At 64.6% G+C, this 21,578-nt stretch carries 18 protein-coding genes; 4 read left to right on the top strand and 14 right to left on the bottom strand.

The window, feature by feature from the left end; all coding sequences use genetic code 11:
* Nucleotides 1-88: 88 nt before the first annotated feature.
* The 6 genes from AC1DMA_RS16455 to AC1DMA_RS16430 form a co-directional block, all read right to left on the bottom strand.
* Nucleotides 89-2,008, bottom strand: coding sequence for an ABC transporter permease (locus tag AC1DMA_RS16455; protein WP_478144862.1), 1,920 nt, complete (start codon nt 2,006-2,008; stop codon nt 89-91).
* A gap of 179 nt (nt 2,009-2,187) precedes the next feature.
* Nucleotides 2,188-3,396, bottom strand: coding sequence for an ABC transporter substrate-binding protein (locus AC1DMA_RS16450; protein WP_478128422.1), 1,209 nt, complete (start codon nt 3,394-3,396; stop codon nt 2,188-2,190).
* Between the two features lie 69 nt (nt 3,397-3,465).
* Nucleotides 3,466-4,050 carry an amino acid synthesis family protein gene (locus tag AC1DMA_RS16445; protein WP_478144861.1) on the bottom strand — a complete coding sequence of 195 codons (585 nt, stop codon included), beginning with the start codon at nt 4,048-4,050 and terminating at the stop codon, nt 3,466-3,468.
* 147 nt (nt 4,051-4,197) lie between these two features.
* On the bottom strand, nt 4,198-4,839 hold the full coding sequence (locus AC1DMA_RS16440; protein ID WP_478128424.1) for an amino acid synthesis family protein: 642 nt from the start codon (nt 4,837-4,839) through the stop codon (nt 4,198-4,200).
* 21 nt (nt 4,840-4,860) lie between these two features.
* Nucleotides 4,861-5,784: a UPF0280 family protein gene (locus tag AC1DMA_RS16435; protein ID WP_478144860.1), complete on the bottom strand. Its 924-nt coding sequence runs from the start codon at nt 5,782-5,784 to the stop codon at nt 4,861-4,863.
* Nucleotides 5,785-5,901: 117 nt separating this feature from the next.
* Complete coding sequence (locus tag AC1DMA_RS16430) at nt 5,902-7,530, bottom strand: 6-hydroxynicotinate reductase (RefSeq protein WP_478128426.1); 1,629 nt, start codon at nt 7,528-7,530, stop codon at nt 5,902-5,904.
* Between the two features lie 229 nt (nt 7,531-7,759).
* On the opposite strand from AC1DMA_RS16430, the gene AC1DMA_RS16425 reads away from it, so the two are divergent.
* The 3 genes from AC1DMA_RS16425 to AC1DMA_RS16415 are packed head-to-tail and all read left to right on the top strand — an operon-like array spanning nt 7,760 to nt 10,459.
* A complete protein-coding gene (locus AC1DMA_RS16425) occupies nt 7,760-8,533 on the top strand; it encodes a ferredoxin--NADP reductase (RefSeq protein WP_478128427.1) in 774 nt (257 codons plus the stop codon).
* 34 nt (nt 8,534-8,567) lie between these two features.
* On the top strand, nt 8,568-9,326 hold the full coding sequence (locus AC1DMA_RS16420) for a TetR/AcrR family transcriptional regulator (protein ID WP_478144859.1): 759 nt from the start codon (nt 8,568-8,570) through the stop codon (nt 9,324-9,326).
* Nucleotides 9,272-10,459: an amidohydrolase family protein gene (locus AC1DMA_RS16415; protein ID WP_478144858.1), complete on the top strand. Its 1,188-nt coding sequence runs from the start codon at nt 9,272-9,274 to the stop codon at nt 10,457-10,459. Before AC1DMA_RS16420 ends, AC1DMA_RS16415 begins: the two co-directional genes overlap by 55 nt.
* Nucleotides 10,460-10,774: 315 nt before the next feature.
* Here the strand turns inward: AC1DMA_RS16415 and AC1DMA_RS16410 are convergent, their stop codons facing one another.
* From AC1DMA_RS16410 to AC1DMA_RS16390, 5 genes are all read right to left on the bottom strand, one after another.
* Nucleotides 10,775-11,158, bottom strand: coding sequence for a GtrA family protein (locus AC1DMA_RS16410; RefSeq protein ID WP_478128430.1), 384 nt, complete (start codon nt 11,156-11,158; stop codon nt 10,775-10,777).
* A complete protein-coding gene (locus AC1DMA_RS16405; RefSeq protein WP_478128431.1) occupies nt 11,155-12,117 on the bottom strand; it encodes a glycosyltransferase family 2 protein in 963 nt (320 codons plus the stop codon). Before AC1DMA_RS16405 ends, AC1DMA_RS16410 begins: the two co-directional genes overlap by 4 nt.
* Nucleotides 12,101-13,873, bottom strand: a complete 1,773-nt coding sequence (locus AC1DMA_RS16400; RefSeq protein ID WP_478144857.1) for an ArnT family glycosyltransferase — start codon at nt 13,871-13,873, stop codon at nt 12,101-12,103. Before AC1DMA_RS16400 ends, AC1DMA_RS16405 begins: the two co-directional genes overlap by 17 nt.
* A 52-nt stretch (nt 13,874-13,925) precedes the next feature.
* Complete coding sequence (metH, locus tag AC1DMA_RS16395; protein ID WP_478144856.1) at nt 13,926-16,676, bottom strand: methionine synthase; 2,751 nt, start codon at nt 16,674-16,676, stop codon at nt 13,926-13,928.
* 255 nt (nt 16,677-16,931) lie between these two features.
* A complete protein-coding gene (locus tag AC1DMA_RS16390; RefSeq protein WP_478144855.1) occupies nt 16,932-17,369 on the bottom strand; it encodes a PACE efflux transporter in 438 nt (145 codons plus the stop codon).
* A 122-nt stretch (nt 17,370-17,491) separates the two neighbouring features.
* Between AC1DMA_RS16390 and AC1DMA_RS16385 the strand changes: the two genes are divergently transcribed.
* A complete protein-coding gene (locus AC1DMA_RS16385) occupies nt 17,492-18,370 on the top strand; it encodes a LysR family transcriptional regulator (RefSeq protein ID WP_478128435.1) in 879 nt (292 codons plus the stop codon).
* A gap of 42 nt (nt 18,371-18,412) precedes the next feature.
* Here the strand turns inward: AC1DMA_RS16385 and AC1DMA_RS16380 are convergent, their stop codons facing one another.
* The 3 genes from AC1DMA_RS16380 to AC1DMA_RS16370 all read right to left on the bottom strand — a co-directional run bounded on the left by AC1DMA_RS16380 (nt 18,413) and on the right by AC1DMA_RS16370 (nt 21,572).
* Complete coding sequence (locus tag AC1DMA_RS16380) at nt 18,413-19,168, bottom strand: SH3 domain-containing protein (RefSeq protein WP_478128436.1); 756 nt, start codon at nt 19,166-19,168, stop codon at nt 18,413-18,415.
* 174 nt (nt 19,169-19,342) lie between these two features.
* Nucleotides 19,343-20,386, bottom strand: a complete 1,044-nt coding sequence (locus tag AC1DMA_RS16375; protein ID WP_478144941.1) for a homocysteine S-methyltransferase family protein — start codon at nt 20,384-20,386, stop codon at nt 19,343-19,345.
* A 58-nt stretch (nt 20,387-20,444) separates the two neighbouring features.
* Nucleotides 20,445-21,572, bottom strand: coding sequence for a histidinol-phosphate transaminase (locus AC1DMA_RS16370; RefSeq protein WP_478144854.1), 1,128 nt, complete (start codon nt 21,570-21,572; stop codon nt 20,445-20,447).
* Nucleotides 21,573-21,578 lie beyond the last annotated feature (6 nt).

Raw genomic sequence — 21,578 nt, 5'->3', positions numbered from 1 at the left:
ACTTTCTTTTGGCGACGCAAAAGAAAGTAAGTCGCCCGCCGGGGCGAAACCCGGCCAACAGCCCCCAAAAAAGAACCCCCATTCACGATCACGCCTCAGCCTCCCGCTCCAACCCCTTCCCCCCCAAAGGCCTCCGCTTCCGCTCAAACACCTGCTTAGCAAACCCAGCAATCCCCTGCGGAAACAGCAACACCAGCAAAAGAATGATCCCGCCCAACATGGCCCGCCAGTAATCCGTATTCCGCGCCACCGTGTCATGCAGCCAAGTAAAAGTAACAGCCCCCACCACAGGCCCAGCCAACGTCTGAATCCCCCCGAGCAGCACCATCACCAACCCATCCACAGACTTCCCGACACTCAGCGACTCCGGAGAAATACTCCCTTTGGAAAACGCATAAAGCGCCCCAGCCAACCCCGCCGCCCCTCCAGCAATCACAAACGCCGCCCACTGCATCCGCTTCACATCGATCCCGATCGCGTCAGCCCGCAAAGCCGAATCGCGCCCCGCCCGCAGCGCATACCCGAACGGCGAAAACAGCACGCGCCGCAACCACAACACACCCAGCCCCACCAGCAGCAGCGTCACCCAGTAGTAGGCGTTCTTGTTCGCAAGCCAGGCCGAAGGCCAAACGCCAGTGAGCCCATTGCTCCCCCCTGTAAAGCTGTCCCACTGATAAGTGATCGCCCAAGTGATCTGCGCAAAGGCCAGCGTGAGCATCGCCAGATAGACGCCTGACAAGCGCACCGCAAACCACCCATAGACGAACGCCCCCACTGCAGCAACGAGCGGCGCGAGGATCAATGCCAACTCCATCGGCATTCCGCTGCTGCGAACCAGCAAGGCCGCGCCGTAGGCGCCCAGCCCGAAGTAAGCCGCATGGCCGAACGAATGCATGCCCGCCGGCCCCATGATGAAGTGCAGGCTGGTTGCGAAGAGCGCTGCAATCAACAGATCGATCATCAGCACGGTCGTGTAAGGCGAATCGGCCGTGAAAAACGGGACCGCCGCCAGCACGAGGCCGAACACGGCAGCCGCGGTGAGATAGGCCTTCCCAGGCCGCCGCAAAGGCTCCTCTTGCATGCCGACATAACGGCTCGGCGCTTGAGGCTTGCCGAACAAGCCCCATGGCCGCCACACCAGCACGACAGCCATCACCAGAAAGTCGACGACCAGCGTGAGCTTGGAGAACGAGATGCTGAGCCCGAAGACATCGACCACGCCAAGCCAGATGCAGATCGCCTTGATCTCCGCAATCAGCAGCGCAGCCGCATAGGCCCCAGGAATCGAGCCCATGCCACCGACCACCACGACCACGAACGCCGCGCCGATGGTGTTCAGGTCCATTTCCAAGGTCGCGGGTTCACGCGGCAACTGCAGCGCACCGCCCAAGCCCGCCAGCAGCGCCCCAAGCGCAAACACCGCCGTAAAGAGCCACGCCTGGTTGACCCCGAGCGCGCTGACCATCTCCCGGTCCTGCGTCGCGGCGCGAACCAGCGTGCCGAAGCGTGTGCGCGTGAGCAGCATCCAGACAAGCCCGAGCACGACCGGGCCGACGACGATCAGGAAAAGGTCATAAGTGGGAAATTGCCGCCCAAGAATCTCGATCGACCCGGAGAGCCCCGGCGCGCGGGGTCCCAGCAACTCGTCGGGCCCCCAGAGGTACAGCACCGCGTCCTTGATCACCAGCACCAGCGCAAAGGTCGCCAGCAGCTGAAAGAGTTCGGGCGCCTTGTAGATGCGCCGCAGCAGCACCACTTCGATCAACGCGCCCAGCACCCCGACCGCCGACGCCGCAAGAACCAGCGCCGGCCAGAACCCTACGCCCGTGCCCAGCCGGTCGACGAGCGTGTAGGCGATATAGATGCCCACCATGAAGAACGAGCCATGCGCGAAGTTCACGATCCGCGTGACGCCAAAAATCAGCGACAGCCCCGCCGCCACCAGAAACAGCGACGACGCACTAGCCAGCCCATTCAGCAACTGAACAATGAATCCCGAAAAGCTCATTCAACATCCCGTTAAACGCTCAACTACAGATGCCCAAGTACTCTCGCCAGCGGACCCCCAAAGCGCCCACGGACTCTTCGCCGGAGGGCCGCCGCGCCCGGCCGCCCGAAGCGGCCGGCCCGCCCCCGGCAGGGGGTAGGCGAAGCGACACGAAGTGCGCGCAGCCTGGGGGCGAGCAACTAGTCAGTTCTTGACTTCTTGATCTCAGCAGCCGAAGGCTGGTACTTCGGATCGCCGCCGTCCAGATACACGTAATCCACCATCACGCCCTTGCCGCCTTCGTTCTTGGTGCGGCCCACGAAGGCGCCCATCGTCGATTGGTTGTCTTCCGCGCGGTAGGTGATCTTTCCGAACGGCGTGTCGACCGGCAGGCCCTTGAAGGCCGCGACCAGCTTCTCGGTGTCGGTGCTCTTGGCCTTGGCGATGCCCGCGGCCGCCGACTTGATCATGCTGTAGCCGACCACCGAGCCGAGGCGCGGATAGTCCTTGTACTTGGCCTGGTAAGCCTGTTCAAAGGCCTTGTGTGCCGGCGTGGTGATGCCGTACCAGGGGTAACCGGTGACGATCCAGCCGTTGGGCGCCTCGTCCTTCAGCGCATCCATGTACTCGGGCTCGCCGGTCAGCACGCTCACCACTTCGCGGCCCTTGAACAGGCCGCGCGTATTGCCTTCGCGCACGAACTTCGACAGGTCGGCCGCAAACAGCACGTTGAAGATCGCGTCCGGCTTGGCATCGGCGAGCGCCTGCACAACGCTGCCGGCGTCGACCTTGCCCAGTGGCGTGGCCTGCTCGGCGACGAACTCCACGTCAGGCTGTGCAGCCTTCAGCAACTGCTTGAAGGCGGCGACCGCGGACTGGCCGTATTCGTAGTTGGGGTACACCACCGCCCAGCGCTTCTTCTTGAGCTTGGCGGCTTCGGGCACCAGCATCGCGGCCTGCATGTAGGTGCCGGGGCGCAGTCGCACGGTGTATTGATTGCCGCCTTGCCAGGTGAGCTTGTCGGTGAGCGGTTCGCCAGCCAGGAAGAAGACCTTTTTCTGCTTGGCGAAGTCGGCCACTGCCAGGCCGGTGTTCGACAGGAAGGTGCCGGCGATCAGGTCGACCTTGTCGCGCGACACCAGTTCTTCGGCAACACGCACGGCATCGCCAGGATTGGCGTTGTCATCGCGGCTGATGAGCTCGATCTTCTTGCCGTTGACGCCGCCCGCCGCGTTGATCTCGTCGACCGCCAGCTCCATTCCCTTCTTGTAGGGCTCGAGGAAGGCGGGCTGTGCCTTGTAGCTGTTGATCTCGCCGATCTTGATCACGTCCTGCGCATGCGCGGGAACGAGCGTGGTGATCAGCGAGGCCAGCGCCGCTGCAGTGAAGGCAAAGCGCAGTTGATTCATCGAGAGCTCCTTGAGAACGAAAAGAAAAGGGACGAAGTGGCGAGAGAGATACGAGAGTGACGAAGCGATTCAACGGAGACCGTCTTCACCCTTGATTTCAGAAACCTGCAATCCGCCAATGCGCGGCAGCGGACGCCCGCTGTCGGTCACCGCGACGGCGACGACGATCTCGTTGGCGCGCGGTGCATCCGACACACGCGCTTCGATGGCATCGAAGTGGCTTCGGACGAAGGCGGCATCCTTGTGCCCGAGCGGCACATCGATGGCAGTGCCCAGCGTGCCGCGCTTCTTGGCCGAAGGCACGAGCGCAGCGCCCTTCTCCACCGCCACGCGCAGCGGCGCTCCGAGCTTCGGATGGAGGATGGCCGCGGCGTGCTCCAGTTCGCCGGCTTCGCCGACGATCGCTGCCTTGCCGTAGCTCTGTGCCTGACCAGGCTCGATGCCCAGCGCCGCAACCGCCTTCTGGCCCAGCAGCGCACCGAGTTCTTCTCCGATCGCGATCAGTTCATCGAGCGACTCGCTGTACCGACCGGCATACGGGTTGTCGATAACAGCAATGGCCACAGCACGACGAGTCGGCGGCTCAATCACCTTGCCCATTTCCTTGCGCGTCTCGTCAACCTGGAGAACGAGTTTGCGGATGCTTGCAGTCATATCCTGTCCTTTGCCTTTATGTCTTTGTTGTAGCGAGTTCCGTCTTCATTCAAGAAACACCGCGGAACCGGCTTTGCCGGGCCGCTGGTGTTGCCCCCCTTTCAGGGGGGTTGGCGCAGCGACACGAAGTGCGCGAAGACTGGGGGGTCATCTCAACCCATCCCATTTGCTGATGTCTTCGGCCCGGAGGCCGCCTACGCGTTCATGAACGCGATAACCCGTGCTCATCGCGAGGATGAACACGATCTCGTCGGCAGCCGGCGCACCCGGCACGCGCACTTCGATGGCGTCGAACTGACCGCGCACGTAGCTGGCGTTGATGTTGGTGAGCGGCACGTCCAGCGCCGCGCCTGGCGGCCCGACTTTCTTGGTCGACGGCACGATCGAGAGCGCGTTCCCGGGCTGGCCTGATTTCTCCTCGGCCTTGCCTTGGCGATATGCATCGCGGTCGCCTTTCCACCCGAGCAGCTCTCGCATGGCGTAGCCGCCCGGCACGTGCCAGAGCGCGCCGTGCTCCAGTTCGCCGGCCGCGCCAACGATGGCACCTTTGCCATAGGTGGCGATGCGCTCCACCGGCACGTCCATTGCCGCGCGCAGTCGATGCGCCATCTCGAGACCTACAGGGTCGAGCAGCTTCATCATCGGAAGGATGTCCGGCTCATAGCGGCCGGCAAAAGGATTGGTCAGCACCGCGGCGATCGCGCCACGCACCAGCGGGGTCGCGGCGCGCGGCCCGAACTCGTGATGGATGTGCTCGACCTGAGTGAAGACACGACGTATATCGATCATGAACAGAAGTCCTGCTTTTCGTTAAGCAAATACTGAACCAACTGCATCGGCCGCGACGCTTGCATCGATTTGCGATGCAGTGACCGGAGCCTGCGAGCTTAAAGGTTGAATCACCCGCCACTGCCCCTGGCAAACGAGCACGACCGAACTCACCAGGCCTGCCCGCTGCAGCGCCTCGGCGCGCGCCTCGCCGGCGTCGAGTGCGCGGCGCACCTGCGCGGGCGGCAAGGTCTCGACTTCGGTCGTGACCGGGATGTCGCCGAGGTCGCTGTCGTCCTTGCACGCGCTCGCCGGCATGCGGTGAATACCAGGGTCTTCGACGTTGACGGCGTTCGCGATCACCGTCGCCGCCGCGTCGGCCTGGGCGGCTGTGGCAGCGAGCACTGTCACGCTGTCGGCAATCCCGAGCGAGAAGCTTCGTCCGCGCCAACCGCTGGTGGCGACACCGCGCACCGGCATGTCGGCGGTGACTTCGAACTGGCCATCGGTTGCGAGCGGGCCCGCATCGCGCAGATCGAAGCGGGCGAGATCTGCGAAGAGCCCCACGCGCACGGAATGGCCATCTGCGAGATGCAACGCGATGTCGCCGCCGTTGTTGATCCAGGCGCGCTCGATGCCCGACCGTTGATAGCAGCCGATGAGTTCCTGCGCCACCGAACCCGCCACCGCAGCCATCGGCGTAATGAAGGCTTCGCGGAACGGCGCACACGCCTGCCACATGCGCCGCGCAATCACGCCACGCAGATCGCAATCCGCGCCTAAGGGTTGACGCAGCAAGGGCAGCTCGCCCACCAACTCGTCGAGCACACCGCCAAAGCGCCGCCACGCGAGCTCATTCGCCACGGCAACCTCGACCGGATCGCCATGCGCCTCCGCCACGATGTCGATCGGCCCGTGATGGAGGTGCCAGCGCCCCCCATCGAGCAATGCGCGTTCGGCAGTCATGCCCAAACCTTTCCTGCGGCAAAAAGGCGGCCGCCGCCGGGCCGCCCCAAGGCGAGCCGCGCCTCCCCCTCGGGGGGTGGCGAAGCACACGCAGTGGCAAGCCGGGGGGCCAACATGCTACCCGAGCATGGGTGGCTGGCCGAGCGGCCAGGGGTTGGCCGCATCCATGGGCAGCCAGCGGCGCGACAGCGGTGCACCGTCGTCCTGCCAGGCACCGCGGGCGAGCGCCTGCTGCAGGGTGAACACATGCTCCATGTGACCGCCCAGCGCGGCGTAGTCCTCGCGGCGCATGCTGAATTCGATGGGCGCAACAATGGCCGGCGTGGGCACGGTTCCGAAGCTGTTGTCGGGCATGCGAAGCACATCGGCCATCACAGTGATGCCACCACCCGGCCACACGTAGGCCGGCGCGCCACCGCACGTCACGTTGACCAGCGCGCGTTTGATGGCGCGGGTCAGCAGGACCGGGTTCTCAGTCACGCCCGCGCGCAAACTGCCGCCCGCGCCGCCGAGGAAGAGCACGCTGCACAGCGAAGGCTCGCAGTTCTCGCCGATGCGCTCGACGATGCGCCGCACCTCGGCAGGCATCTGCTGCTCGACAGGCCGCAGATCATCGTCCAGCACGTACCACTGCGCATGCTCGCCCGTGGTCGACGTCATCAGCAGACGCAGCCCGGGACGCGCCACACCCTCTTCCCAACCTTCGATGATCGACAGCGGATCGTCGATGTCGGTGCCGCCCCAGCCATTGCCGGGATTCGCCACCTGGAAATAGCGCCCCGGCGTCGATTTACGTCCGCGCATCTGGATGCCCGAAGCGGGCATGTCCAGGCAGCGGCCGGCCTGGTGTTCGGTCAGCACGCCGGTGATGTGATCGTCGACGACCACCACTTCATCCGCGTGCCCGAAAAGCTGACGCGCAAAGATGCCGATGGCCGCCGAGCCACAGCCGACGCGCATCCGCTGTTCTTCGACGCCGTTGACGATGGGCGCCTTGCCCGCCTGAATCACCATGCTGGCGCCGCCGTCGATCACGCATTCGACCGCCTTCTTGTTGCCGAGCAACTGCATCAGCTCCATCGTCATGCGGCCTTCCTTCTTGCTGCCACCCGTGAGGTGGTGCACGCCTCCGAGCGACAGCATCTGCGAGCCGTATTCCGCGGTGGTGACGTGGCCGATGACTTCGCCGCGATACCGCACGTTGGCCTGCTCCGCGCCCAGGAAGCGGTCGGTGTCGATCTTCACCTTGAAGCTGCAGTAGCTGAAGATGCCTTCAGTCACTACCGTGACCATGTCCACGCCCTGCGCCTTCGACGCGACGATGAAGGGCGCGGGCTTGTAGTCGGGATAGGTGGTCGACGAGCCGACGCCAGTCACGAAAACCTCGTCGGCAAGGAGGAGATCGCCGTTCCAGTCGGGATCGTTCCTTTCAACGGCTTCGGGGGCGTCCGCTGCGGCGGCGTCGCGGGCGAACGGCACGAGCGCAGGCGATTCGCCGGCAAGCTCGCGCCTGAGCAGCACCACCGGATCGACCCGCACCAGAATGCCGTCCTTGTTGGCATAGCGGTCGCACGCGCCCGTGCGGCCGTCGGAGATCTGGCAGAGCACGGGGCACGCATTGCACTCCACCTTGCTGGTGCTCATGCGCTCGTTGCGCAGCGGCGATCGGCCCAGGGGCTCGGGCGTCATGGGCAACACGGGCACGTCCATGCCGGGCAATCCGTCTGTCTTGGTGTGTTCAGTCATCGCAGGCAATCGGTTCGTAGGTCTCGCGAGGTTTGCAACATCTGTGCCGGGAGCCCGCTTGTGCCGGGCGTGCCGTTTGTGTAGCATTCCCTACACTTTCATGTGGCAATCACTACATTGACGAGAATCAATGTAGCAAACAGGTCCGAAGCTTGCAATGGTGTTTTCGTGGGCGCCCGTGATCGACAATAGGGCATCCCTTTTTCGTTCATAACCATTCCTGACCCTTATGAGTGCATTCAGCGAAGAACGTGTGTTGAGCGTCCACCACTGGACCGACCGCCTGTTCACCTTCACCACCACGCGCGATCCGGCCCTGCGTTTTTCCAATGGCCATTTCACGATGATCGGGCTGAAGGTCAACAACAAGCCTCTGCTGCGCGCCTACAGCATCGTGAGCCCGAACTACGAGGAACATCTGGAGTTCCTCAGCATCAAGGTGGAGGAAGGCCCTCTCACCTCGAAGCTCCAGCACATCCAGGTGGGCGACACCATCATCGTCGGCCGCAAGCCCACCGGCACATTGCTGATCGACTACACCCTGCCCGGCAAGCGGCTGTATCTGTTCGGCACCGGCACCGGCCTGGCACCCTTCATGAGCATCATCCGGGACCCGGACACCTACGAGAAGTTCGAGCAGGTCATCCTGGTGCACGGCGTGCGGCAAATTGACGAACTCGCCTATCACGACCTCGTGACCGATCACCTTCCCAAGCATGAAATCCTGGGCGAGATGATCGAGAAGCAGTTGCTCTACTACCCGACCGTGACGCGCGAGGAATTCCGCAACATGGGTCGCATCACGGACCTGATCGAGACCAACAAGCTGACCGACGATCTCGGCCTGCCGCCGCTCAATGCAGCGGAAGACCGCGTCATGCTGTGCGGCAGCCCCGGGCTGCTCGTCGACTTGAAGCACATCCTCGAAGGCCGCGGGTTCAAGGAAGGCAATACATCCACGCCCGGTGACTTCGTGGTCGAGCGCGCCTTCGCTGAAAAGTGATGCCGGACCGCCTGGAAAACGCCGCAAGACGCCGATGACCGAACGCAAGCCGGCCGCAGGAAAGCCTCAGCGCCGCACCGGCGTGCGCGAGGCGGCGGCGCAGGCCACGCGCGAGAGCATCCTGCGCGCCGCCACCAAGGTGTTCGCCAAATACGGCTACGAAGGCGGTAGTGTCGAGAAGATCTCGAAAGCGGCCAAGTCGTACGACCGGATGATCTACTACTACTTCGGCAGCAAGGAAGGCCTGTTCATCGCGGTGCTCGAAGGCATCTATCGGCGCATGGACGATGCCGAGGCAGCGCTCGATCTCGACGCCACGCGGCCGGTGGAGTCGCTCACGGCGGTGATCCGCTTCGTGCTCGGCTACTACCGCCGCAACCCTGATTTCGTGACGCTGCTCAACACCGAGAACCTGCACAAGGGGCGGCACATCGCGAAGTCGCTGCGAGCGCGCGAGTATTCGTCGCGCGCCATTTCGATCATTCAGGAGATCGTCGAAAGCGGTGTCGAACAGGGCTTGTTCCGCGACGATGTGGCCGCACGCGATCTGTACCTTCTGATTGCATCGACGGGTTATTTCTACACGTCGAACCGGCACACGCTGACCGCGTTCCTCGGCGAGCCGCTGGAGAGCGCGGAAGCGGTCACGCACTGGGAGAACTTCGTCATCGAAACGGTGCTGCGCGCCGTCGACGTCGGCGCTCCAGATGAAGAATCCACATCTCACGAGGTAAAGACATGGCAGAAGTCGCAACCGCCGCAAAGTCGGGCAAGGTCGTCATCCGGAACATAGGTCTGCTGCTTTCGGGCGACATCGACCAGCCCATCCTCGACGCCGACACCATCGTCGTGAACGATGGCCTGATCGTCGCGTTCGGCAAGGAAAAGGACTGCGATCTCGAAGGCGCGCACATCACGATCGACGCGAAGAAAACCTGCGTCGCGCCGGGCCTCATCGACAGCCACGTGCATCCGGTCTTCGGCGACTGGACCCCGCGCCAGGGCCAGATCGGCTGGATCGACTCGACCATGAACGGCGGCGTGACCACCATGATTTCCGCCGGCGAAGTGCATCTCCCCGGCCGCCCCAAGGACATCGTCGGCGTGAAGGCGCTGGCCATCACCGCTCAGCGTGCTTTCGACAACTTCCGCCCTGGCGGCGTGAAGGTGCTCGCGGGCGCGCCGGTGATCGAAAAAGGAATGGTCGAGAGCGACTTCAAAGAGATGGCCGAAGCCGGCGTCGGGCTGCTCGGCGAAGTGGGCCTGGGCTCGGTCAAGGCCGGCTACGAAGCGAAGGAGATGGTCGCCTGGGCACGCAAGTACGGCATCCAGAGCACGATCCACACGGGCGGCCCGTCCATCCCGGGCTCGGGCCTGATCGACAAGGACGTGGTGCTCGAAGCCGATGCCGACGTCATCGGGCACATCAACGGCGGGCACACGGCGCTGCCCGAGGCGCACGTCTGCGAGCTGTGCGAGAAGTCGTCGCGCGCGATCGAGATCGTGCACAACGGCAACGAGCGCATCGCCATCGCCGCGGCAAAGGCGGCGCTCGATCTCAAGTGTCCGCACCGCATCATCCTCGGCACTGACGGGCCGGCCGGGTCAGGGGTCCAGCCGCTGGGCATCCTGCGCATGATCTCGCTGTTGTCATCGCTCGCGAACATCCCGGCCGAACTGGTGTTCTGCTTTGCGACGGGGAACACGGCGCGCATTCGCAAGCTCAACTGCGGTTTGATCGAAGTCGGCCGCGCCGCAGATTTCGTCTTCATGGACCGCGCGCAGCACACCGCCGGCAAGACGCTGCTCGAAAGCGTTCAGCTCGGCGACATCCCGGGCGTGGGCATGGTGATGATCGACGGCATCGTGCGCTGCGGGCGCAGCCGTAACACGCCACCAGCCACCGAGGTTCCGGTGGTCATTTAGCTCGCCCCCAGGCTCGCGCACTTCGTGTCGCTTCGCCTACCCCCTGCCGGGGGCAACACCGGCGGCCCGGCAAAGCCGGTTCCGCGGTGAGTCCTGTTGCTCGCCCCCAGGCTCGCGCACTTCGTGTCGCTTCGCCYACCCCCTGCCGGGGGCAACACCGGCGGCCCGGCAAAGCCGGTTCCGCGGTGTTCCTGTTGCTCGCCCCCAGGCTCGCGCACTTCGTGTCGCTTCGCCTACCCCCTGCCGGGGGCAACACCGGCGGCCCGGCAAAGCCGGTTCCGCGGTGTTTCTGGAAGGGGTCCGGCTTGGCCGGCTTTACTTGAAGACCAGATGACGGGCCGACAGGAAGTTCACGGCGAGGCCCGCGCAGCTTCCGATCGCAACGCCTAGCGCGGGCGCGAGTGGCCCGCCGATCCAATGCAGGGTCAGCACGTAGGCCGCATAGTTGACCAGCGCGCCGCCGACCATGGTCAGCAGGTAGTGCGTGTATTCGCGAAGGACCGATGCGCCTGAGCGCCGTTCCTTGAAGGTGAAATGCCGGTTGAGCAGCCAGGTCACCGTGGCCGCGGCGATGAAGGAGACCACCCGCGCGCCATACCAGCCGGCGTACGGCGCCAGCAGGTACAGCACTCCGACGTCGACGCCGAAGCCAATCACGCCGACCAGTGCGAACGACAGGAATTCCTTGCCGGCCTTCATGGGGCCGAGCGATGCCGCACGCCCGGAATCGCGAGGTAGCGCAGCCGCTTGGCCTCCTGCCGGCCGATAGTCACGGTGTGCAACACGACGCCGCACACAAAGGACAACATCGCGACCAGCATGGTGCCGGTCACCAGGACGGCTGTCGGCAAACGAGGAACCAGACCCGTCTCGAAATACGTGACGACCAGCGGCTCCGCCAGCACGATCGACAACAGGGCCAGCACAGCCGCGAACGCGCTGAAGAACAGCAGCGGCCGTTCGCTCACGAAGAGCTTGCAGATCGTTTTCAGGATTCGCCAGCCGTCACGGTAGGTCGAGAGCTTGCTCTCCGATCCCTCCGGCCGCGAGCGATAGAGAACGGGCACTTCCGCAAAGGGCATGCGCAGCTCCAGCGCGTGGACGGTGAGTTCGGTCTCGATCTCGAAGCCCTTCGACACCGCCGGAAACGACTTGGCATAGCGTCGGGAAAACACGCGATAACCCGACAGCATGTCGGTCAGGTGCCCGCCGAAGAGGGCCGCAACAGCACCGGTCAGCAAGCGATTGCCAAAGCGGTGGCCGCGCCGGTAGGTCTGCACGTCCGCGCCGTCATCGACCCGCGAACCGACCACCATGTCCAGATTGCCATCCACCAGCATGCCGATGAGCCGCCGTACCTCGCCGACGTCATAGGTGGCGTCGCCATCGGCCATCACGTAGACATCCGCCTCGACGTCCGCGAACATGCGCCGCGCCACGTTGCCTTTGCCCCGAAGCGCGACATGCGTCACCCACGCACCATGGGCGGCGGCCACCTCGGCCGTGTCGTCGGTGGAGTTGTTGTCGAAGACGTGGATCTCGGCTTCCGGCAATGCCGCGCGGAATTCCTCGATGACTTGCGCGATCGCCAATGCCTCGTTGAAGCAGGGGATCACGGCGGCGATGCGCAGGGCGCGTGGTTCAGGGTTTGCGGTCATTCTTGTCGTCGAGGATCCGGTAGGCCTTGGCATTGTCCTTTTCGTACATCACGGCGAAATGATCATGGAAACCCGGCTGCGCTTCCAGGACCGGCACGGTCGCGGCAGACACGGCCATGGCCTCGAATCCCAGGTCGGCAAGTTTGCGGGCGTACTCCGCCGGCGGAAGCGCGATGAAGTCCGCATACCGCCAAGGGCCGAGCGCATCGCCCCATACCGGACTCGGTCCGTAGTATGTCGCCTCGCTGAGGGCGACCTGGTAGACGCGGCCGGTCGCGTGTTCCCGCAGATATTTCATGACTTCATAGCCGGGCACGCGAGAGCGCAGGAAGGCTTCGCGTTGCAGGGGTGTGGCCGCCACCGTCGCGGCCTTGATGCGCGTCAGGTGAAGGATCACGCCGACACCCGCCGCCAGCAGGATCACCGCAAACCACCGGCCCGCGCGATCGAGTCCGCCACTGCGGTCGAGAGCGGGCATGGCTCGGCGCAGGCGCGCGGAGATAGCACTGAAGATGGCTTGCCACCCCACGGCAGCCGTCAGCGCGAGCAACGGAAAGGACGCCGTCAGGTAGCGCGGGTAACGTGAAGTCAGGCTCCAGACAAAGAGCGAATACGCGCAGAAAACCAGCGCCGCACGCAAGGCCGGAGAGCGCTTCCAGTAGGCACTGAACGGAACCGCCAGAACGGCCCAGATGAAGCCATTCGGCAATGACGAATGGTCGCGCACATCCTGCAGTTGAAGCTTGTAGTCCTGGGCATTCCAGTTGGTAAAGCCGAAGATGCGCGCGCCGATGGGATTGAACGGGTCGCCCGTCTGGATGGCATTGCGCGCATACCAGTACACGCACGGGACCAGAAAGCACAGCAGCGCCAGCGCGATGACGCGCGGGCGGCGCTCATGCCAGAGCACGAAGATCCCGAGCAGCGGCATCACCGTCAGCGCCTGGTACTTGGAGCCGACGGCAACGCCTAGGAAGAATGCCGACAGCAAGAGCCAGCGTGCGGGCCGCGGCGCCGGCGTCTCGCGCCACCACCACAGGCATGCGCAGGCCGCGAGCACGAAAAGCGCCACGCTCATGTCGATGAGCGCGCTGGTGTAGTCGCCGATCCCCAGCCAGATCGCCGCGCCGATGCAGGCAACCACGCGGTTGATGTGCATCACGCCAAGGCGATAGACGATCAACACCGAAACCCAGCCCGCGAGGGCACTCAGGAAGTGCGGGAACACGTCGTCCCCGACGAGCAGCGCGCCCGCAAACAGCAAGTTGAAGTTGTACGGAAACCAGGGATAGCGCAGCCACTCGTAGATGCCCAGCGACCCGCTCTCAGCGACTTCTCGCGCATAGGGGAGGTGGTACATCAGCTCGTCGAAGACCGCCGGCGGCGCAAGGGGCGCCACCAGCGTCGGCACGGCGACCACTGCCACGACGATCAAGCCGAGCTTTTCGAGCCAGGAAAGCTGCGGCGAGACCTCGCGTGCTTTCACCTGGCGCAGCCAGCCGGGCACCTGAGGGATCGCAGCGACCACACCGACAACCACCGCCGCGACCACCACGCCCGCCGTGAGCTGTTGCGCAATRGCAAATGCCTGAAAGATGCAAATGAAGATGCCTATCCCTGCCGCGACGGCGATCGCCGCCTCGAGCCAGACATCCCGCCGCGGCGGCGCACCCAGGCGCACCAGGAGCGCTCTTCCGAATCCCCAGCAGGCAGCGACAAAGACCGCCAGAGCCGCATAGTGCGCGGCCGCAAACATCAGCTTTTGAATAGGTCCTCCCAGTGCCGGTCTTTCACGCCGGCTGGCCGTGTCAAAGGTTCGGCGCCAACAGCCGCTCGAGATGTGCTTCGCTTTCCTTGCGTCGCGCTGCCTGGTCCTGCAGTTGGTCGTGCCCGATCTTGCCGACATTGAAGTAGGTCGAATCGGGATGGCTCAGATAGAAGCCGCTGACGCTGGCGGCCGGCATCATGGCAAGGCTGTCCGTGAGCGTCATGCCGACTTCCGCGCAATTCAGGAGATCGAACATCGGCCGCTTGACGCTGTGGTCGGGGCAAGCCGGATAGCCAGGCGCCGGCCGGATGCCGCGGTATTTCTCCGCGATCATGTCTTCGTTGGACAGTCCCTCATCGGGCGCGTAGCCCCAGAGGTCGGTGCGCACGCGATGGTGCAGCGCCTCGGCGAAAGCTTCGGCCAGCCGGTCGGCCAGTGCCTTGAGCATGATGGCCGAGTAGTCGTCGAGATCGTCGATGAAATACTTTTCCTTCTTCTCTACGCCAAGGCCGGCCGTCACCGCGAACATGCCCACGTAGTCGGCAAGCCCGCTCTCGCGCGGTGCGACGAAGTCCGCAAGGCACCGGCTGGGACGAGTCACTCCGTCGATCACGTGCTTTTCCGTCTGCTGGCGCATCCCGTACCAGGTGAGCGCCGCCTCGGTGCGGGACTCGTCGGTGTAGAGCACGATGTCATCGTCGTTCACCGTATTGGCCGGCCAGAAGCCGATCGCGCCGCTCGCCGTGAGCCAGCGGCCTTCGATGAGTCGCTTGAGCATGCGCTGGCCATCGGCATACACGCGCACGGCTTCGGTGCCGACGATTTCGTCCTTCAGGATCGCGGGAAAAGGACCCGCCAGGTCCCAGGTCTGGAAGAACGGTCCCCAGTCGATGTACTTGGCAAGCTCCGTGAGATCGAAGTTGCGGAACACGCGCCGGCCGATGAACTTCGGCACCGGCGGCACATAGCCCGACCAGTCGATCGGCGTCTTGTTGGCGCGTGCCTTCGCAAGCGGCCATAGCGGCACCTGCTTCTTGTTGGCGTGCAGTTGCCGCACCTTGTCGTAGTCGGCATTGATCTCGTCGATGTAGTTCGCCGCCTGCTCGGACAGCAGCGACTGGGCCACGCTCACGCTGCGCGACGCGTCAGGCACATAGACGACCGGGCCTTCATAGTGCGGTGCGATCTTGACCGCCGTGTGCACGCGGCTGGTGGTCGCACCGCCGATCAGCAGCGGGATCTTGCGGATGCGGAAATGCTCGTCCTTCTGCATCTCGCCGGCAACGTACTGCATCTCTTCAAGGCTCGGCGTGATGAGGCCCGACAGCCCGACGATGTCGGCGCCTTCGACCTTTGCGCGCGCCAGGATCTCGTGGCACGGGACCATCACGCCCATGTTCACCACCTCGAAGTTGTTGCACTGGAGCACGACCGTGACGATGTTCTTGCCGATGTCGTGCACGTCACCCTTCACCGTGGCGATGACGATCTTGCCCTTCGTCCGCACATCGCGGCCGGCCGCCTCGTCCTGGCGCTTTTCTTCCTCGATGTAGGGGATGAGGTGAGCGACGGCCGACTTCATCACGCGCGCGGACTTCACCACCTGCGGCAGGAACATCTTGCCCTGGCCGAACAGGTCGCCGACGATGTTCATGCCGTCCATCAGCGGGCCTTCGATCACGTGCAGTGGCCGGCCGCCCTTGGCAAGGATCTGCTGGTAGGCCTCTTCGGTGTCTTCGACGATGAAGTCGGTGATGCCGTGCACCATGGCGTGCGACAGCCTCTGGTTGACATGCACGGGGTGCTCCGGCGTGCCGCGCCATTCGAGCTTCTTGCTCTCGTCCTTGGCGCCGCTCTTTGCGGTCTCCGCGACTTCGACGAGGCGCTCGCCGGCATCGGACCGGCGGTTGAGCACGACGTCCTCGACACGGTCGCGGAGTTCGGGCTCCAGGTCGTCGTAGACGCCCACCATGCCGGCATTGACGATGCCCATGTCCATGCCCGCCTTGATCGCGTGATACAGAAACACGGTGTGGATGGCTTCGCGCACCGGGTCGTTGCCGCGGAAGCTGAAGCTCACGTTGGAGACGCCGCCCGACACCTTCGCGCCGGGCAGGTTTTCCTTGATCCAGCGCGTGGCGTTGATGAAATCGACAGCGTAGTTGTTGTGCTCCTCGATGCCCGTGGCGATCGCGAAGATATTTGGGTCGAAGATGATGTCCTCGGCCGGGAAGTCGATCTCGTCGACCAGGATGCGATATGCACGTTCGCAGATTTCGATCTTGCGCTGGTAGGTGTCGGCCTGGCCCTTCTCGTCGAAGGCCATGACGACCGCGGCCGCGCCGTATCGCCGCAGCAGGCGCGCATGATGGCGGAACTGATCCTCACCCTCTTTCATGCTGATCGAGTTGACGATGCCCTTGCCCTGGATGCAGCGCAGGCCCGCCTCGATGACTTCCCATTTCGAGCTGTCGACCATGATCGGCACCCGAGCGATGTCCGGCTCGCTGGCGATCAGGTTCAGGAAGCGCACCATGGCGGCCTTGCTGTCGAGCATGGCCTCGTCCATATTGATGTCGATGACCTGGGCGCCGTTCTCGACCTGTTGGCGCGCGACGGCCAGGGCGTCTTCGAATTGGCCGTTCAGGATCATTCGCGCGAATGCCTTGGAGCCGGTGACGTTGGTGCGCTCGCCGATGTTGACGAACAAGGCACCCTCGCCGATCTGCACCGGCTCGAGGCCGGACAGTTTCATCGGAGGGACGAGGACTGGAGAAGAATCGGAGGACATGGGCTCACCTGCTTAACTTCGGATCAGGCGAGCGTCGTTGTGACATTGCTCACCCCCAGGCTTCGCGCACTTCGTGTCGCTTCGCCTACCCTCTTCCGGGGGCGATGCCGGCAGCCTGGCAAAGCCAGTTCTGCGGCATCTCTGGTCGGCGCGGCGCACGGAGCAAGAGGAGAGATAGCCCAAGCCTGGCGCGGCCGTCTGTAAAGACTCTATGGAAGGCGGCTGCGCTGCAACGCTCCTTGGGAGCGGCGGATTTTACGCCGGCTGAGCGGAAGTGGCCGCCGATGCGGGCAGGCCGAAGATGGCGTCGAACGCCCAGTTGAAGACGAAGGTGTAGACGAGGAAGAAGACGACCAGGCCCAGGTCCATTACCAGCGCATCCCACAGGCTGACGTCCAGCCACCACGCGAACACCGGCACAAGAAAGGCGATCAATCCGCCCTCGAATCCCAGCGCGTGGGCGATTCGCCGCTTCACGCTGCGGCCCCGGACGATCTGTGCCGATTCCCATCGCTCGAAGAGCGCGTTGAAGCTCAGGTTCCACAGCACGGCGATTGCCGAGGCGATGACGGCGAGCACCCCCGAGTGACCAAGCCCCTGCCCCGACATCACGGCCAGCCCGGCGCTTGCCGCGACGATGGCGATGCCCTCGTAGAGCGTGATGTAGACGACGCGACGCTTGAACCCTTGCATGAAATCGATCCCGTTGGTTGCTGTGGTACCGGAATGGGTATTGGAATAGGGAGGACTTTATGTGCCTTCAACTGACATATAAAGTCATCTTCCTTCAGTTCTATTGATAGATCGGGCGCACCGTGAGCTTTTCCAGCGACAACGTAGGGGTGTTTCTCGCCGTGCTTGATCACGGCTCGTTTTCGGCCGCTGCCCGCGCACTGGGGCGCGTCCCCTCGGCAGTGAGCATGGGCATATCGAACCTGGAAGCCGAGCTCGATCTCCAGCTTTTCGACCGCAGCGGCCGCGAACCCCAGCCCACGGACGCTGCGCGTTCGCTCGAACCGCAAGCGCGTTTGCTCGCGTCGCAACTCAAGCAGCTCCAGGTGCAGGCCCTGGCGTTGACGCAGGGCCTGGAGAGCCGCCTGACGCTGGCGATCGCGCCGGAGCTGCTGGCGGCGCCGTGGAGCGCGCCCCTTGCAGCGCTGGCGAATGAATTCCCGCTGCTGGAAGTGGAAGTGCTTGCCGCCCCGCAGGAGGATGCGCTCAGCCTCCTGCACAGCGGGCGAGCGCAGCTCGCGCTGGTCTTCGAGCGGCCAAGCCTCGACGGCCGCGAAGGCTTTCAGGAAGTGGCGAGCGACACGATGGTGGCCGTCATGGCGCCCGACCATCCGGTACTGATCGGCGCCGGCGGGCGGCTGAGCGCAGAGCACTTGACGACAACCCGCCAGATTGTGGTCGCCGGCCGCGATCTCGCGACCAAGGATCCACGCTTTGTCTTCGCCCGGCATGTCTGGCGGACCGACAACGCATTGGCCGCGCTGAGCCTGATCACCGCCGGGCTCGGATGGGGTTGGCTGCCGCGCAACTTTGCCCGGCCGCACGTGGCGGCCGGCGCATTGGTGGAGATCCCCTTCGTCAATCTATCGAACGGGCTGGACTTGTGGGTGGACGTCGTCTGGTCGCGTGAGCGGCCCTTGGGGCTTGGCGCCCAGCGTTTCGTCGAGCTGATGAAGCGTTGAGCCGCAAGGCCCATTCACCCCATTCACCCCATTAACCCCCATTCACCGGTCGCCATGGCCGTGGCCGTGACCTTGGTTGCCACCATTGCCGTTGTGATTGCGGTCTCCCCCGCGGCCCTGCCCGTGGCCGCCCTGCCCATTCCCATGCGGCTGCCCCGGCGGACGGCCACCATGTGGCTGGAATCCGTTGCCGGGCGGCGGCCCCGGGGGCCTGTAGCCCGGACTATGCGGTGGGCGGACCCCTGCCGCCGGCAATGGTCGGACGGCAGGCGGGGGCGGACGGATTCCGTGGGGCGGTCGATATCCAGGGTGAGCCCCGCCCGGCCATGGATTGGGGTGCCATCCCGGCACCGGCGGCGGCGGCGGGCGCCAACCGGGCACTGGCGGCGGTGGCGGCCGGCCGCCCCACCAGCGCGGCTGGTTGTACCAGGGGCGGTCGCGGTAGTAGTTGTTCCAGTAGCTGCCGATCGCAAAGGTCACGATCGGCACGCCGATCACTGCGCCATAACCGGCGAGCGGCACACGTTGCTCCTGATAGGCATAGTCGAGGCTGCCCGCGTAGGCCCATCCCCGAAGTCCGTCTGGCAACACCACGTCGCACCAACCGTAGCCGCTGGTGCAGCCCATCACCTGGACCGACTGGCCGGGCGCCAGGGTGGCGACCAGCGGATACGAGCTCGAAGGTCCCGCGCGGAGATTGACGGCCCCCCGCGTAAAGGCGTCTTGCGCGGCTGCAGCCAGCGGAAGCGCCAAGGCAATGGTGCCGATGCCGACCCATCGCCAAGTCGTTTTCTGCATGTAGGGAGTTCCTTTTCTTCTGCCAGACAGGTTAGTTGCGCCGCCAAGACGATGTCAATCTGCCATCGCGACGTCCAGTCAACACACAACGGCAAATCGCGCGCTGCCGTGCACCGCGTCCACGTTTGGAGAGCTTCTTCACCTCGGCTTCACAAGCGGCCGGGTGCGATGCACTCAAGCCGCTTCGCGATAGCCGGCGCGATGCAGCGCGCGGCCTGCAATGGGTGCAACCGCCTGCCCGATGGCCGCGATGTGCTCGGGCGTGGTGCCGCAGCAGCCGCCGACGATGTTCACCAGCCCCTCGGCCGCGAATTCGTGAAGCAGGCGCGAGGTGACGTCGGGTGTTTCGTCGAAGCCGGTCTCGCTCATCGGATTGGGCAATCCCGCGTTGGGATAGCAGCTGATGAAGGTGTCGTCCGCCACGCGGGCCAGTTCCTGGATGTAGGGCCGCATCAGCGCTGCGCCCAGCGCGCAGTTCAGGCCGATGGCCAGCGGCCGCGCATGGCGCACGCTGTGCCAGAAGGCAGTGACCGTCTGGCCGCTGAGGATGCGGCCTGAAGCGTCGGTCACCGTGCCGCTGATGATCAGTGGAAGCCGCTCGCCGCTGGCCTCGAAGTACTCGTCAATCGCGAACAGCGCGGCCTTCGCGTTGAGCGTGTCGAAGATCGTCTCGACCAGCAGCACGTCGGCACCACCCTGCACCAGCGCCTCGACCTGCTCGTAGTAGGACTGGCGCAGCTCTTCGAAGCTCACGTTGCGCGCGCCGGGATCGTTCACGTCGGGACTGATGCTGGCGGTCTTGGGCGTCGGGCCGAGGGCGCCGGCGACGAAGCGTGGCTTGTCCGGCGTGCTGAACTTGTCGCAGGCAGCGCGCGCGAGCTTGGCGGACTCGAAGTTCATCTCGCGCGCGAGATCGCCCATCTTGTAGTCCTCCTGCGCGATGCGGGTCGCGCCGAAGGTGTTGGTCTCGATCAGGTCGGCGCCGGCCGCCAGATAGCCTTCGTGGATGTCGCGGATCACGTCGGGGCGCGTCAGCGAGAGCAGTTCGTTGTTGCCCTTCACGTCGCGCGGAAAGTCCTTGAAGCGTTCGCCCCGGTACTGTTCTTCCGTCAGCTTGAAGCGCTGGATCATCGTGCCCATTGCACCATCGAGGATGGCGATGCGTTGGCTCAGGATCTCCGGCAGTTGCTGCGCGCGGGTGTAGGCGATGGGCTTCATGGGGCCGATTGTAGGAAGCGTCATTCCTCCCTCTCCGGCGGCGGGTCTTGGCGGCTGTCTATCCGTCGACGATCTCGCCGAGCGCCTGGAGAAAGTGCGCGATGTCGACGTCCGAGCCGATCGAAACGCGAATGTAGTTTTCGAAACCGGCGTCCTTCCATGGCTTGACGATGACGCCGCGTTGCAGCAGCCCCTCGTTCACAGGGCCGTTCGGCCGCGCCAGGTCAATGAACAGGAAGTTGGCTGCGGACGGCGCGATGCGCAGTCCAGGCACGTTCATCGCATGCAGTTGCTGCACCAGCAACTCGCGCTGCTTGACGGTTTCTTCGACGGCTTTCGCCATGAAGGATTCGTCGCTCCATGCGGCCAGCGCGGCGGCCTGCGCCGCCTCGTTGACATTGAACGGCGTGCGCACGCGGTCGAGCCACTGGATGAGCGAAGCATCGGATGCGATGCCATAGCCCACGCGCAGCCCCGCAAGCCCCCAGGCCTTGGAGAAGGTGCGCAGCACGATCCACGGACGTTGTTGCGCCCGCAGCGCGGCCAGCGCGTCGGGAAAGCCGTCAGCGAGCCGTGCGTACTCATAGTAGGCCTCGTCGATCACCAGCAGCGTACCGGCAGGCGTGGCGGACAGCAATTGCGCGAAGGCACGCCCGTCGAACATGCAGCCGACCGGGTTCGACGGGTTGGCGATCATCGCGATCTTCGGTCCGCGCGCGAGAGCTTCGCACCAAGCGTCGAGGTCGAACTCAAGCGATGCCGTGAGCGCCAGCAGTTCGACTTGCGCACCCATCATGCGCGGATAGATCTCGTGCAGGCCGAACGCGGGACGCTGCGTGAGGACGCGATCGCCGGGCGACAGAAAGGCCTGGCAGAGCATCTGCAAGATCGATTCGGAACCGTTGCCGATCACGATCTCTTCGGCGCGTGCGCCCGTGCGCTTGGCGATGGCCGTGCGCAATGCCGTGCAGTTTGCATCGGGGTACGTGCCCACCCGCAGCGCCAGGTCGGCGAGTGCGCGCGCAACCGCCGGGCTCGCGCCAAACGGGTTCTCGTTGCTGGCAAGGCGTGCGATGCGATCGACGCCGTAACGCGAGCGCACGGCCTCGGACGACAAGCCCGCGTTGTAAGGTGGCAGCGTGGGCACCTCGGGGCGCACGAGCTCGCGGATGACGGATGCGTTCATAGTGAT

Source organism: Variovorax sp. 05N34 (assembly GCF_056397405.1).
This window is presented reverse-complemented; position numbering and strand designations above follow the sequence as displayed.

Bases quoted from the DNA above. Each gene is read 5' to 3' on its own strand.
- AC1DMA_RS16455 (WP_478144862.1), bottom strand. From the start codon at position 2,008: ATGAGCTTTTCGGGATTCATTGTTCAGTTGCTGAATGGGCTGGCTAGT.
- AC1DMA_RS16450 (WP_478128422.1), bottom strand. From the start codon at position 3,396: ATGAATCAACTGCGCTTTGCCTTCACTGCAGCGGCGCTGGCCTCGCTG.
- AC1DMA_RS16445 (WP_478144861.1), bottom strand. From the start codon at position 4,050: ATGACTGCAAGCATCCGCAAACTCGTTCTCCAGGTTGACGAGACGCGC.
- AC1DMA_RS16440 (WP_478128424.1), bottom strand. From the start codon at position 4,839: ATGATCGATATACGTCGTGTCTTCACTCAGGTCGAGCACATCCATCAC.
- AC1DMA_RS16435 (WP_478144860.1), bottom strand. From the start codon at position 5,784: ATGACTGCCGAACGCGCATTGCTCGATGGGGGGCGCTGGCACCTCCAT.
- AC1DMA_RS16430 (WP_478128426.1), bottom strand. From the start codon at position 7,530: ATGACTGAACACACCAAGACAGACGGATTGCCCGGCATGGACGTGCCC.
- AC1DMA_RS16425 (WP_478128427.1), top strand. From the start codon at position 7,760: ATGAGTGCATTCAGCGAAGAACGTGTGTTGAGCGTCCACCACTGGACC.
- AC1DMA_RS16420 (WP_478144859.1), top strand. From the start codon at position 8,568: ATGACCGAACGCAAGCCGGCCGCAGGAAAGCCTCAGCGCCGCACCGGC.
- AC1DMA_RS16415 (WP_478144858.1), top strand. From the start codon at position 9,272: ATGGCAGAAGTCGCAACCGCCGCAAAGTCGGGCAAGGTCGTCATCCGG.
- AC1DMA_RS16410 (WP_478128430.1), bottom strand. From the start codon at position 11,158: ATGAAGGCCGGCAAGGAATTCCTGTCGTTCGCACTGGTCGGCGTGATT.
- AC1DMA_RS16405 (WP_478128431.1), bottom strand. From the start codon at position 12,117: ATGACCGCAAACCCTGAACCACGCGCCCTGCGCATCGCCGCCGTGATC.
- metH (WP_478144856.1), bottom strand. From the start codon at position 16,676: ATGTCCTCCGATTCTTCTCCAGTCCTCGTCCCTCCGATGAAACTGTCC.
- AC1DMA_RS16390 (WP_478144855.1), bottom strand. From the start codon at position 17,369: ATGCAAGGGTTCAAGCGTCGCGTCGTCTACATCACGCTCTACGAGGGC.
- AC1DMA_RS16380 (WP_478128436.1), bottom strand. From the start codon at position 19,168: ATGCAGAAAACGACTTGGCGATGGGTCGGCATCGGCACCATTGCCTTG.
- AC1DMA_RS16375 (WP_478144941.1), bottom strand. From the start codon at position 20,386: ATGAAGCCCATCGCCTACACCCGCGCGCAGCAACTGCCGGAGATCCTG.
- AC1DMA_RS16370 (WP_478144854.1), bottom strand. From the start codon at position 21,572: ATGAACGCATCCGTCATCCGCGAGCTCGTGCGCCCCGAGGTGCCCACG.